We start from the raw sequence: 12,670 nt of genomic DNA on the forward strand, positions 1-12,670 counted from the left end.
ATATCATGGGATTATTTTTAGTAACATGGAATTAAAAAGGAAACATGAGGAGAGATACATATTTGAGAAAGCAAAAAAATTCTGTTATTGAATGAAAAGGATATTAGGAAAATTGCGTGTTTTTCGATAATAGTTTAATCCAATTAGGGGAGAAAGCTACTAAATATGCAAACCACAAGTATATTATGAAGTAGTTTATGAAGATAGTACTTTTTATGGAAGTGATATTGTTCAAACCTTTTTTGAGGAAGAAAACTTGTTGATAAGAAAATTGAAAGCATGAGATTTCAAGTGAACAATCCCTTAGAAGATTACTATTATCTTTTAATATAAGGTCAGATAAAGGAGAAGGTGTTTTTATAATATCTTCTATAGATAATGAATGAATTGATTTAAAGTTTTCTCAATTTGTTGAAATAATATTGACAATAAATAACCAAGATAATTGGACAAATAGATATAAAAATTTTATTACACACTTATTAGCAATAGCGTTAGGTATAATCCCATTTTACTTGCTTCTCACTGTAATAACCTCCTTAGTATCATTAATTGTTAAACCAATTGAAAATCCATCAGAGAATATAATAGATTTCGCTTTAAAACTTCTTGGCTTTATTATGTTGCATTTTTAGTCTCTAGCTGGTCCATAGGATTTATGTCTGCAAAGGGGATGATAGAATTGTATTTAAATAGGTTATGGCCAAAGATAGAATTAGTTTTCGGACCGGAACACAAAAAATTTTATAGGAAACAGTCGAAAAAAATAGTAATAGTTTTCACTATAATAATACCTATTTTTGTAGGTGTAATTTATAATATTTCAAATCGGTGTTTTTCTAAATGTAGTAAGACAAGAGAGTACAGATTAAATGCATAACGAATTCTGTACCCCTTGTTTTGTCAGAGAAATAAATTTATTGTACTTTTTTAGTTAATATTTACTAAGATAGTTTAAGTCTATCTTATGATTGGATAAAACCTTCTTTACATCTTCATGGGTAAATGCCAAATAAATACCGTTATGACGGTTTAAATGGCCCTGGATAGGTGCTGAATCAACTGTAAAGATATTATATACATCTTTCCTTAAACCGGCTTCTATTTCAATTGATTGAAGTTGTACATCAAGGTTATGATATCTGTGAAGCACATCTGATTCAGCTTTCATAACTTCCACGTATTCACGCTTCTTAGCCATCATTCTACTGTATGCTTTTTCTTTTGCTATGGCCATTTCATCATTGAATAGCGGCTGTAGCTTTTTTAATTCTCCAGCAGATTGAAACTTATATCGCTGAATGGTAGCCATTAGGATAACTTCTTCTTCCTGTTTCTCCGCTAGTTCCGCTTCTAACTTTTCTAGCTTCTTCTTCAGTTTAGTTTCTAATGCTGAATCACCTTCAAGCACACGTTTTACGCTTGCTTCTGGCAGTTCTTTTTCACGGATAAACCTAGCTTCAAGTTTAATCTCTTCAATCTGTTGGTTAGTGGCAGCAGTTCTTTCTTTCAGTTTATTTACCTTGATTCTGTATTCACTGATGAAATTTTGAATCTTTTCTGTAGCCTTCATTATTCATCACCTCTTTTCACATCATGGATTATAAAGTGTGGGTGCTTATGGAACAGGTGTACATCTTTTCTTTCTACTAAGGCAATTCCACGTTTGAAGCTATAGCCCAAGCGTTGGCCTTCAAAGTATTTAATAACTTTCCCCTTTATGGTTTCTGAAACTGTGGGTGGTACTTCTACCTTTACTTTATCTTCAACAGCAAAGTACGCTTTGATGAAGTTCAATCTATCTGTATTACTCATGTACAGCACCTTCCATTTCTAATAATTTATTGACTATAAGATAATCCCTTAGAGTGGGATATTTTGAGTTGTTTTTAAAAGCCCAGGCTTGAACATTGCGTTGAATAGTTGAATCAAAGGATAAGAAGTACAGTTTCCTTTGAACTAGATAACGGGCCTTCTTGTTATAGGAAGCCTTGTTATCTGCTTTTAACAGCTGTTTAAGGCTGTCTACGGCCTTGGACTTGTATCTAGCTAACAGGTTACTGAATACCTTTAATACTTCACTAGGCAAGTAAATAAACGGGCTATGACTATAATCAATCTGAACATATTCTATCCGCTTGATGATTAGCTGTATCTTCAAGTTAAGTTCTTCTTTGCAAAGTTCTCTTTTGTTGTATTCCGTGCTGTATTCAGTTAGTTCCTGTACCATTTCTTCAATCAGCTTCAATTAAATCACCTTCCTTTTTGTAACCATTTGGTGTATTAACATCAGTTCAGCCATTTCTAGGCCGTGACTGATAAATAATTCTAGTATTAGTTCACGTTCATAAGCCTTCCAGCAATCTGTTTTCATACGGTAGTGAATGGCTTCCCTGGTAACGTTGAATCTGATTGCAAAATGTTTATAGTTTAGCCCGTACAATCTTAGAAGGGCTGTAATTGTAGCTGAATCTAACAGGTTTATAAGCTTTGATTTATCGTAAGTATTCATACGTTCATCCTTTCTAAATTAAAACAGCCCCAAGCCGGAAGGCCTGAAGCTGTTAAGGGGAAGGATTTTATAGCAAAAAGAAAATACCCTTGTCCTAGGTATTGGAAGGTTATCCAAGCCTTCCTATCCTTATAGATGCTTGAAGTATGTTTTGACTGACAAAAAAGTTGTGTCGATATTGTTAACAATATTTAGGTGTAATACTTGGATGTGTGTCAGAAAAAAAATTCTATTTCGTTACTAAAATAGGTGTGACAAAACTAAATTTCTTACGAATATAATTATATCTAATGTGGGTGTTCCACCTACTATATATACTGTATAAGAGAGTAAGTGATACCCACACCTATGAATAGAAAGAGAGAGGGTATCAATTTTGACAACAAGTCTTTTTACCAACAAGGGAAATGATATAGATAGGATAAAAATGCTTAAGGCAGAATCTTATGAGGAATTGAGAGATAAGATAAATACTAGACTAGGCAGGAAGTACAAACCATCTAAAATAACGTACATTTGGAAAGTTCAAGAACTATATAATAATCCTGATTTCACTTTATTAGACAATGGGAATCTTGAAGCTGATTATTGGAAGCTAATAAGGGAATTAAAATTTACCATAGATAAGAAAGCCGAATGGTATGAATACAGGTACAGAAGCAAGCGACTTTCCTATCATGATTTTGAATCCGAATTATGGAAGATAGCATGGGATGCCATAGAATACTATCAACAAGGCGGAGATATTGAATCTTATGTAGGGGCTGAATTTACATTAGTAGAAACGTTAGAGATGTTTTGGAAGAATAGGATGATTGATTTCATTAGAAGTTGTCTTTATACGGAAAAACATAGTCCTTGGTATAATGCCGTTTCGTTGGCTGAAGATTTTAATGAATTTTGGTCTGATACTTCACTATTGCCAGAGGAACAGCTATTAATTAATGAAACAGTGTCCGAAATCTTTTCGGATACTAACCTGATAGATAATGAAAGAAGGCTTTTAGGTGCTATTTATGAGAATCCGAATGATAGTTTAAGGAATTGGGGGGAACAGTTAGGTTTAAACCATCAGGAAACAGTTAGGAGGTTGTATAAATCGCTTAAGAGAAAACTTGCAAAGTACAATCTCTATTAAAGTAAAGAAAAAGCACTCCGAAGAATGCTTGTAATATTAATTAAAACTCAACTAAACCGAATTGGACTAATAGTGCATCTTCTACTTTACCCATAACTTCCGCATCAACTTGGGTTATTTTATCAATCAGTCTTGTTTTATCTATGGTCTTTGTTTGTTCTATAAGAATTACCGAATCCTTAGAAAGTCCATATTTTTTTGCATCAATTTCAATATGAGTAGGCAATTTAGCCTTTCTAATTCGTGCTGTAACCGCTGCAACTGTAACTGTAGGGGAAAACCTATTAGCTATATTATTTTGAATAACTAATACCGGTCTTACGCCCCCCTGTTCAGACCCAACTACTGGTGATAAATCTGCTAAAAAAATATCTCCTCTTACAACAATAAAAGGTGAAGATGGTTTTGGGGAAAAGTTAATTAATGATTCTTTATCATCAATTTGTTGTTCATTTTGTTGTGTATTCTCTTCTGGAGAAACTGGTTTTTGAGGGTTTTGTTTATTTTCAGGACTAACTGAGTCCTTATTAATACTAACCTTCTCCTTTGATTGTTTATCAGATTCAGTATGTAATTTCTCTTCATTTAGAGTTGTAAATGAGACGATATCTTTAGAATAATCCTCTTTATTGAAGTATTTAGCTATTTTGGTAACTTCTTTCTGGGTTTTAGTGTTGTCACTATTAAGTTTGTTAATTAATTTCTTCATTATTTCTAAATTAGTTATTATTGAATCTAAACCAGTGTTGACTTTTGTTTCTTTACCACTTGTTCTAACACTTTCTCCCACAGAAATTATTATGGCTACAACGGCTAAAGCAATAGAAACTAGACCGCTTCCAATAGAGATTAAGTCTGTTAAGTTACCAGGTTTCCCCCAAATCTTATAAGTTAAAATAAATAAGTTAATTCCTACTAAAATACCTATAGTCCACTTATAGTCTCTTATTGTCATATTTTCCCTTCCTTTCTTTGGTTATTATAAAGGAAGTTGTAGATTAGTGAAATAGTTTTTTTATTACCAGGAAAACAAGTTGAACAATTAACACAAACAAGGAATGTAAAGTGGCCATGATTTACAAACATGATGCATTGGAAAATGTATATTTATATGGATTATGGCTGATGAATAAAGGCATGTTCCTGGCCATGAAGTAATGAAGGTATGAGTTTACATAAAATAAAAATGGCACTTTTTCATGTTCTTAATGAGAACAACCAACTAAACTGTTCTCAAAAGGAACACTAAATCTTTACTGTTTAGTAAATGGTATTAGAGAGGTGATTCCAATGAGAGAAATTCAAGAAGCTAAAGATAACATTTTGGATTCCATACAATTACAGATAAAAGAAATGCTATTAGCTGGTAAGGGTAATCAGGAATCCTGGCTTGAAGTACTAAATCACGAACTGCTAGAAACCTTTGCTTACGTGGAACTTGTACGTGGAAGCCATCAAATACCTAACAATGGCCAATATGGTGAATATGTAAGAGGTGTATTAGGATTTGTGAAGGAAAAGAAGTACGAAATCCTTCATGAGAGAAAGCACTTTGTATAGGTATATATAAAAACTATCCAATGTAAGTTATTATTTAAAAACATACATTCAATATGCTGATAATATTGGTTTTTTGCTTTTTTGCTGTTATAATAGCATTAGTTAAAAAAACGTACATTCAAATCATTGATTTAACTAAGCTTAAGGGGTATGAGAAAATGACAGCAATAAACCAGATTAAAGATGTTCAGCCTATTAGAAACAAGCAATTAATTGAAGATATGAAATGGAGTTTAAAAAGGCATTGTGGAGAAAGAGATTACATTCTATTTTTGATTGGGATTAACACCGGCTTACGTGTGGGGGATTTGTTAAAGCTGAAGGTAGCTGATGTTAAAAGAAAGAAGAAGCTGGTCATTAAAGAGGGGAAAACTAAAAAGCCCCGTAGTATTAACCTGGTTAACATATACGAAGAACTCCAAGATTACATAAGTAGAGTCGATTCACAGTGGCTGTTCCCAAGTAGAAAAGGGGATAAACCTATTACAACTACACAGGCCTACAGACAGCTAAATAAGGCTTCTAGCATGGTTGATATAGAAGAAGGTATTGGTACTCATACCATGAGAAAGACATTCGGTTATTGGTTCTATAAACAGAGTAAAGACGTTGCAAAGCTACAGATGATATTAAACCATTCACATCCGGAAATTACTTTAAGATATATCGGAATTACCGCTGAAGAGATTGAAGAAGAACTGAATAACTTTGTATTATGAACTAATACGTACTGGCAAACTTAACCGGGCTAGTACGTTTTTATTATATTTTTGGGGTGGTAGTTATTAGGGTGGAATCTGAGACAAAAGGGTGAGAAGACAACTTGCTTGGATAGACATAATTTTATCTATTACAGGAACAGCCTTGTAAGAACCTACATAAGCACTTCTCTTCAAAAAGTAATGGGATTGAAAATAAACTTAGGGATGAAAGCCAATAAATAGGCTAATATATCGCCGTATAACCCACTTGCTTATTCTCTAATGGAATACGAAGCCGAAAGCTAAACAAAGGTCCATTTAAAATAAATTAATAATGAGATTAAACTCAATAATTATAAAAATTCTTTCGTATTCCTTTAAGCAGTACATTTATGCTTTTTGTATATTAATAATCAAAAGTTGTTTCTGATGGTTGATGGCCCCTACCACGGGGGATGGGGTATGTTTAATCCTGCAAACTAGGTCTTAACAATTTTTTTTTATTTTTTTATATCTTTCATTTTAAATTCGAAAAAATGTAAAATGAAAATCATCCTAAATAGTAATGCAGTAAAAAAATTACATAATTGTGTATAATATAATTGAATACATAAATTTGGAGTGATGTTTATGTCGGTTAATAACTATCTTACCAATTTATCTAGTAATCTAGTATTGTCATCTGCTGAAAATTCAAGTATTAGATTGTCCATCGAAACATTATCAAAGAGGTTAGATTGGCATTTTAATAAAGGAGAGTTACATAGGCATTTTCAATTTGGTTCAAATACCAGAAGCACCATATTACCAAGAAGAGTGGATTCAAAATCAGATGTTGATTATATGATTGTATTTAAGAATCTAAACAATTATAAACCTGCTACTTTACTAGGGCATCTTAGAAAGTTTGTATTAAAGTACTACTCTAATTCTAGTAATGCTTTAGATGGCCAACAATTGTTCTGAATCTGAATCATATAAGGTTCGAATTAGTACCAGCTATACAAGATTATTGGGGAAATCTATCTATTCCAGCACCAAACAATGTATTATATCAATGGATTTCAACAGAACCAATTGAATTTAATAATATGCTTACAAGAGTCAATGTAAATAACTCTTCAAAAATTAAGCCATTAATTAGATTAATCAAATACTGGAATGTTAGTAAACTAAATCATTATTATTCATCATACCTATTGGAAAAATGGATTGTAGATAGAAATGAAATTAACTTTTCAAAACCTTCTTTGAAAGGCTATGTGTATGATTGTATAGAGTCATTCAACTATGGATATAATGACTCAATGTCAATTATTGATAAAATTAATCATTCAAAACGAATAATATATAATAGTAGAATGTATGAAGATGAAGGACATCCTGAAAAAGCCAAAAATGAAATTATTAAACTTTTTCCTGAGTTCTAAGAGAGGTTATAAAAATGGTTGAACGCTTTGATTCCTTAGATAAGTATTATAAGAGTATTGAAAAACTTAATACAATTACAACATATTTATTTTGGGTGAACGCTTCTTTGTCTATCTTAGTATTTTTCTTAGAAAGTAACCTAGAAATTAAGAACTTCTTGCTATACATATTTATTTTGACTACTGTAACTTACTTTGGAATTGATAATTATTTAGCTATCTTTAAGATTCCATCCATTGAAGAAAAAAGAAGAGTTCATTTACTTTCTAATTCATTTAACGTTCCTTTAGATAGTGAAGTAACAAAAAATTATTACAACAATAATATTGAACCCTCACTATTAAAGCTAGGTGTAAATATCTTTGAGAATTCCTTGTTTTCAGAAAGAGTAACCCGTGAAATGGCAGTTAAACAAAGAGTGAAAGTTTGTATCTTTGGAATTGTCTTTTTAAGTGCCCTTTTGTTTAGAACTACAGGATATGAAATAATCTCTATTTTAGCCCAAACATTATTTGCAAGTACTTTGTTACCAGCTTATATACGATTAGAAGTATTACACTTTAAAAATAAAGTTATTTTTAATAACTTATATGATATTTTTTTACTTTATAATAAACAGAATGAAATTGATGCCAAATTAACCGCTAAGCTAGTAGATTGTTTTGTAAAATATGAATCAGCAAAAGCTTACTCAGGAGTAAAGCAAGATACTAAAATATTTAATAAGATTAATAAAAGAGTCTCAGAAGAATGGAAGGATATAAAGAGTAAATTAAAAATTTAAAAAGACGATTAAGGAGAATTATTATGAAATATTTTTTCGTAGCAAGAATATATGGATTAAAATTAAACAGAACCTTAAATAGAGGTTTACAATTGGATGAAAATTTGAGACTTTCGACAAGTCAGGATAAATTAGAGAGAGTATGTGATAAATTTTTTGAAGATGGAATAGGTTTTCTTGAATATGGTGACTTGAAAGCTGGACCATATGTATATGCGGAAGGAAAATATGATTATATCGAAAATGAAGATGAACATAACAGAATGAACCTATTAAATTATTTTATGAGTCTAAGTCAGACTTTAAGTGCTGCTTTATGGCTGTATAGGGATAATAGTATAAGAACTGAACAAGGGTTTATTTATATATATGACGAAACTAAAAACACTATTGAGAATAATTCAGTGTCATCCAATTCAAGAAGTACTTACTTCTTAGACTCTAAAGGAGGTCAAAATGATACACTTTTCACATATGAAGAGATTACTGCTGCTGTAAACACTTTTAAGATATTTTTTAATAATACTCAAGCTGCCCCCTTAGACCACACTCAAACAGGAAGTATTGTCACTACAACAGCAAACCGTATTGAAAGGTTTAACTATTTTCTTCAAGCTGCCAGAAACGAAGGATTCTTACCAAATAGGATTTCTTTTTACTGTACAGCACTTGAAACACTTCTTTCAACAGATAATCAAGAGATTAGCCATAAGATTTCTGAGAGAATGGCAAGAATGCTTGGAAATGATTTTCCTTCAAGAGACAAGGTATTTAAATTTATTAAAACTGCATATTCAATACGGTCATCTAATGTTCATGGTGATAAACTGTCTAAAAATTTTAGGAGTATTGAAAAACAAAGGGAAATCTCAACTGACTTAGATGAATATATTAGACAACTTTTTCAGAAAATACTCAGTAACGATGAGTTAATGGGCATTTATATTAGAGATAATATTGAAGAACTTAGACAATGGTTTAACGAACTAACTCTTTCTTAAAATCATACGGTTTAACACTGTATGATTTTCTTTTTAAAAAGAAACTAAAAAAAGGGTTGAAATTTCTTTTATATGCTAATATAATGAATATTGTTCGCTAATCGTATGAATAGTGACAGAAGGAAAACCACAATTAACGTTGGAATATTCGATAATATCACTGTTTCTCAATGATTTGTAAACTTGTTAAAATAAATACACGACTCAAAATCGTGTTCCTCTGGAGTGCCGGTTCGACCCCGGCCACCGGTACTAAAGTTTTTATCGTCAATTGCAATAGAATTAAGTAATATCAACGTTTTAAGAACGTCTCTACAGTATTTGTAGAGGCGTTTTTTTGTCGTTTTTAAAAAATGCAGTCTTTTTAATATCGTGTGTATATTATCGTGTTCACTATGGGAATGGAGGTAATTTATTGCCAAGAAGAAAGAACATTCTTGATAAAGAAGAGATAGCAATTATAGAAAAGAACAAGAAGAATTACGTAGAGTTGTTTAGTGAGGCAATTGATTTGTTTGTTAAGGATTGTGAGTTAAGGAATCTCAGACCCTTTACTATTAAGTATTATTTAAATGAATTTTATGCTTTCCTTAATATCTTGAAGGAACAAGAAATTGATGTAGAAAAATTAAGACCTTACAACGTAACTGAGGAACATATTAAAGAGAATGTAATTAGATATATGCGAAATTTTAAAGGAATAAAAATTGTTTCAATCAATACTCGATTACGTGCATTAAGATCCTTCTTTAATTTTTTATATAAACAAAAACATATACCGAAGAATCCTATGGGAAATGTTCGAGAATTAAAGGATAGAAAGAGTATTATAGCTACATTTACAAAGGATCAACTAAATAAACTGTTCAGGCAGCCTGATATGAGAACATTTACAGGACTCCGTGATTACACAATTATGTTGTTAATGCTTGAGACGGGAATTAGAGTAAATGAGTTAGTAGGAATCTCTTTAAAGGACATTAAGTGGGAAGATGGTCTTTTATGTATCCGTAACGCTAAAAGTTATAGAGAACGTTTAGTACCTATTCAGAAAGTGATGAGAGAACAACTAAAAAAATACATTGCGATACGAGGAGACCTGGATAGTTCAGCATTATTCGTTACAGTTGATGGAACAAGATTATCTAGGAGAGGTGTGCAACAAAGAATTATTATTTATGGAAGAAAAGCTAAATTAAAAGATGTTCGTTGCAGTTGTCATACTTTCAGACATACTTTTGCAAAGCTAAGTGTCCAGCAAGGTGCAAATATCTTTGAACTCCAAGCAATATTAGGTCACACAAGTATGGAGATAGTTAAAACCTATGTTAACTTGTTTGGTACTGACGTTAGAGAAAGTCATAAGAAATTTTCGCCAGTTAAGATACTGAATAAAAGTAGCAAATAAACATTTGGTTTATCTAAGGCTAATCTAATTTCAAATACGATGAACTAAAAAAAGCAGTGTGAAAGAAATATATACAAAAAAGCCACCTACTGCAATAGGTGACCGAAAAAATATGCTTAAAACTTAATACGAAGTACGTATCCTCCTTCATTTTAGCAAAAAAATTATAAAATGCAAGGGTCTCTTTAGTTATGTCATTTTTAGGAAAGGGTACTACTCACATGGAATTGCCTGAAAACCATGTAAAAAACTGATTCCCATTACTAACTAATGGTTTGGCTTGGTAGAGGCCGTGCAGGGATTCCTAGTATATTTTACTAGTAGATACCGAGAGTCTGCTAACCTTCAATGAGTTCCTATTCACTTATTGGGGGAAGGTGAGAACGACCTTAAAGGTTCGGGTGGTAGCCATTAGTACTACGGTGCTAGGGAATATACTCAGCTAGTCGCATAGGGATGGCTTTATGTGGACAAGCCTTGTTAAAGGGTATGTACGGTGAAAACTGTTAAGTGAATAGGGACTATACATACGGATACCTGATGAAGCAACGCATGGCAAAAAGATAGTCACTTATCCTCTCTATACTCGCTAAAGTTATTTCTTACTTTTCGAGAGTAGGGGATAAGTCTGTCTACCAGCCATTTCCTAACTTCGCTTCAGCATGATAAAAATCAAAAGCATAGTCAAGTACACCTATCAATAAAAGTGAAAAAATTAGTGGAACTGTAATTATTAAAAACTACAAAATCATTATAGATAACATTTGTTTTTGGAGGATAGCATATGAGTGATAATAAAACTAAAGGCAAGAATAAGAAGATTTGGGGATCTAATAAAAGTAAAAGGAACAAAAAGAAAAAGAATACCGAAAGAAAAAGACCTAAAGAGGTTAGAGGTTTGTCTAGGAATGCAAGAGCTGCAAACAATAAGAGGTGGAATGACTGGCGAGAGACAGATGGAGTGATAGGTGTTGTTACGGTAACGAATATTAAAGATTTAAAGGAATAGACTACTTCCCCTTGGAGGTAGTCATTTTTTGTTTATCAAAAATTCATGTCCTAAATAGATTTAATTTTGCAAGTACCACAAAGAGACGTTGAACAAATTAAAATGGTGCTTGTTTAGGGAGAATTGGACATATAACATATTCAAAAATAGAAATGATGAGTGTCCTTTTTTCAATTCCTTTTGCAAGTACATCAATGAGTCTAATAATTAGACTACACTTTAAAAAGGATGCTGAGAAAAATGATAAGAATAAAAAGTAGTGATGTTACTTGTAAGGGGAATGTAAGTGCAAACTTTATATCTGTTCCTGATGATATATTTAACTATATTGAATTAGGGTTAATTACTGGGAATGACTTGACAGTTTTTATTAAGTTACTTGATTTATATAATTTGGATTATGGTTATGCTTATCCAACAATAGACCAATTGGAAGTTATGACTAAATTGTCTAGATCTACCTTAACAGAGTCTCTGAAAAAACTAGAGTATGTTGGTTTAATAAAAAAAGCTAAAGGAAGAAAGGGGAATAATGTATATGGAGTTTATAAACCGTTAAAGAAAGATGAATTATATGAACAAGTACCTGACCTGCTATTAAAACTTGAAAAAAAAAGAAGAAGAAAGAACTAAATGCTGAATCAGATAAAATTCGCTTACAAGAATATATTAAATCTAAACAAAGTCTCACAACTGACATTCAAGCAACAAGAGTTTTTCCGAGGAATCGAGGGATAGTTCATGATTACCAACGCATTTAACGTAAAGTTAACGGATAGAGATGTATATAAAATTCTATATCTAAACCATGTGAAAGAAGTACCCCCTCATCAGCTAGAAACAATGTTTCCTGTCACGAAAAAAACTATTAGCAAGATTGTGAATGGAAAAAGTCGAAAAGATTGCTATGCCGTGTTTATCAAATATAAAGACACTCACAAAAATGAATTTATAAAGTTACTTGATTAACAGAGTTATCTTATGTGCCTAACCACATTGAAAATACTGACTTTGTAGGTTCTTAAAATCACACATGTAGATGATTATTGTATAGAGTATTAAACTTAAACACTTATAGTATAAAAATAGAATTATGGTAGTACAGAATTTGAACGTTATACAAATT

At 31.7% G+C, this 12,670-nt stretch carries 15 protein-coding genes and 2 pseudogenes; 11 read left to right on the top strand and 6 right to left on the bottom strand.

Annotated elements, in window-relative coordinates:
* Positions 1-471: 471 nt before the first annotated feature.
* The 5 genes and pseudogenes from FIU87_RS21665 to FIU87_RS05225 all read right to left on the bottom strand — a co-directional run.
* Positions 472-519, bottom strand: a pseudogene (locus FIU87_RS21665) (sortase B protein-sorting domain-containing protein); the annotation flags it as partial.
* Between the two features lie 415 nt (positions 520-934).
* The gene (locus FIU87_RS05210; protein WP_152443598.1) at positions 935-1,573 is read right to left on the bottom strand and encodes a hypothetical protein; all 639 of its coding nucleotides are present in this window, start codon (positions 1,571-1,573) and stop codon (positions 935-937) included.
* Positions 1,573-1,815 (bottom strand): hypothetical protein, encoded by a 243-nt coding sequence (locus FIU87_RS05215; RefSeq protein WP_152443599.1) that lies wholly within the window; start codon positions 1,813-1,815, stop codon positions 1,573-1,575. Before FIU87_RS05215 ends, FIU87_RS05210 begins: the two co-directional genes overlap by 1 nt.
* Positions 1,808-2,248 (bottom strand): hypothetical protein, encoded by a 441-nt coding sequence (locus tag FIU87_RS05220; RefSeq protein ID WP_152443600.1) that lies wholly within the window; start codon positions 2,246-2,248, stop codon positions 1,808-1,810. The genes FIU87_RS05215 and FIU87_RS05220 overlap by 8 nt, the downstream gene beginning before the upstream one ends.
* Positions 2,249-2,512, bottom strand: coding sequence for a hypothetical protein (locus tag FIU87_RS05225; protein WP_152443601.1), 264 nt, complete (start codon positions 2,510-2,512; stop codon positions 2,249-2,251).
* A gap of 376 nt (positions 2,513-2,888) precedes the next feature.
* Here FIU87_RS05225 and FIU87_RS05230 point away from each other — a divergent pair, with 376 nt between their 5' ends.
* Positions 2,889-3,650, top strand: coding sequence for a hypothetical protein (locus tag FIU87_RS05230; RefSeq protein ID WP_152443602.1), 762 nt, complete (start codon positions 2,889-2,891; stop codon positions 3,648-3,650).
* 40 nt (positions 3,651-3,690) lie between these two features.
* On the opposite strand, the gene FIU87_RS21355 is transcribed toward FIU87_RS05230, so the two are convergent.
* Positions 3,691-4,038: a type II toxin-antitoxin system PemK/MazF family toxin gene (locus FIU87_RS21355; protein WP_253905570.1), complete on the bottom strand. Its 348-nt coding sequence runs from the start codon at positions 4,036-4,038 to the stop codon at positions 3,691-3,693.
* A 902-nt stretch (positions 4,039-4,940) separates the two neighbouring features.
* Between FIU87_RS21355 and FIU87_RS05240 the strand changes: the two genes are divergently transcribed.
* The 10 genes and pseudogenes from FIU87_RS05240 to FIU87_RS05280 all read left to right on the top strand — a co-directional run bounded on the left by FIU87_RS05240 (position 4,941) and on the right by FIU87_RS05280 (position 12,513).
* Complete coding sequence (locus FIU87_RS05240; RefSeq protein WP_152443603.1) at positions 4,941-5,210, top strand: hypothetical protein; 270 nt, start codon at positions 4,941-4,943, stop codon at positions 5,208-5,210.
* 167 nt (positions 5,211-5,377) lie between these two features.
* Positions 5,378-5,929, top strand: a complete 552-nt coding sequence (locus FIU87_RS05245) for a tyrosine-type recombinase/integrase (protein WP_152446422.1) — start codon at positions 5,378-5,380, stop codon at positions 5,927-5,929.
* 612 nt (positions 5,930-6,541) lie between these two features.
* Positions 6,542-7,008 (top strand): annotated as a pseudogene (locus tag FIU87_RS21360) (nucleotidyltransferase); the annotation flags it as partial.
* Positions 7,009-7,110: 102 nt separating this feature from the next.
* Positions 7,111-7,341, top strand: coding sequence for a hypothetical protein (locus tag FIU87_RS21365; protein ID WP_253905606.1), 231 nt, complete (start codon positions 7,111-7,113; stop codon positions 7,339-7,341).
* Between the two features lie 14 nt (positions 7,342-7,355).
* Complete coding sequence (locus FIU87_RS05255) at positions 7,356-8,126, top strand: hypothetical protein (RefSeq protein WP_152443604.1); 771 nt, start codon at positions 7,356-7,358, stop codon at positions 8,124-8,126.
* Positions 8,127-8,149: 23 nt separating this feature from the next.
* Entirely contained in the window at positions 8,150-9,127 is a 978-nt protein-coding gene (locus FIU87_RS05260) for a HEPN domain-containing protein (RefSeq protein ID WP_152443605.1), read from the top strand.
* Positions 9,128-9,542: 415 nt separating this feature from the next.
* The gene (locus tag FIU87_RS05265) at positions 9,543-10,535 is read left to right on the top strand and encodes a tyrosine-type recombinase/integrase (protein WP_152443606.1); all 993 of its coding nucleotides are present in this window, start codon (positions 9,543-9,545) and stop codon (positions 10,533-10,535) included.
* 784 nt (positions 10,536-11,319) lie between these two features.
* Positions 11,320-11,544, top strand: coding sequence for a hypothetical protein (locus tag FIU87_RS05270; RefSeq protein ID WP_152443607.1), 225 nt, complete (start codon positions 11,320-11,322; stop codon positions 11,542-11,544).
* 240 nt (positions 11,545-11,784) lie between these two features.
* Positions 11,785-12,177, top strand: coding sequence for a transcriptional regulator (locus FIU87_RS05275; RefSeq protein ID WP_152443608.1), 393 nt, complete (start codon positions 11,785-11,787; stop codon positions 12,175-12,177).
* Positions 12,178-12,285: 108 nt separating this feature from the next.
* Positions 12,286-12,513 carry a hypothetical protein gene (locus FIU87_RS05280; protein WP_152443609.1) on the top strand — a complete coding sequence of 76 codons (228 nt, stop codon included), beginning with the start codon at positions 12,286-12,288 and terminating at the stop codon, positions 12,511-12,513.
* Positions 12,514-12,670 lie beyond the last annotated feature (157 nt).

Origin of the sequence: Bacillus sp. THAF10 (assembly GCF_009363695.1) — a bacterium.
Lineage (GTDB): Bacteria > Bacillota > Bacilli > Bacillales > Bacillaceae_I > Sutcliffiella_A.

Coding starts and splice junctions, on each gene's coding strand:
- FIU87_RS05210 (WP_152443598.1), bottom strand. CDS start 1,573: ATGAAGGCTACAGAAAAGATTCAAAATTTCATCAGTGAATACAGAATC.
- FIU87_RS05215 (WP_152443599.1), bottom strand. CDS start 1,815: ATGAGTAATACAGATAGATTGAACTTCATCAAAGCGTACTTTGCTGTT.
- FIU87_RS05225 (WP_152443601.1), bottom strand. CDS start 2,512: ATGAATACTTACGATAAATCAAAGCTTATAAACCTGTTAGATTCAGCT.
- FIU87_RS05240 (WP_152443603.1), top strand. CDS start 4,941: ATGAGAGAAATTCAAGAAGCTAAAGATAACATTTTGGATTCCATACAA.
- FIU87_RS05255 (WP_152443604.1), top strand. CDS start 7,356: ATGGTTGAACGCTTTGATTCCTTAGATAAGTATTATAAGAGTATTGAA.
- FIU87_RS05260 (WP_152443605.1), top strand. CDS start 8,150: ATGAAATATTTTTTCGTAGCAAGAATATATGGATTAAAATTAAACAGA.
- FIU87_RS05270 (WP_152443607.1), top strand. CDS start 11,320: ATGAGTGATAATAAAACTAAAGGCAAGAATAAGAAGATTTGGGGATCT.
- FIU87_RS05275 (WP_152443608.1), top strand. CDS start 11,785: ATGATAAGAATAAAAAGTAGTGATGTTACTTGTAAGGGGAATGTAAGT.
- FIU87_RS05280 (WP_152443609.1), top strand. CDS start 12,286: ATGATTACCAACGCATTTAACGTAAAGTTAACGGATAGAGATGTATAT.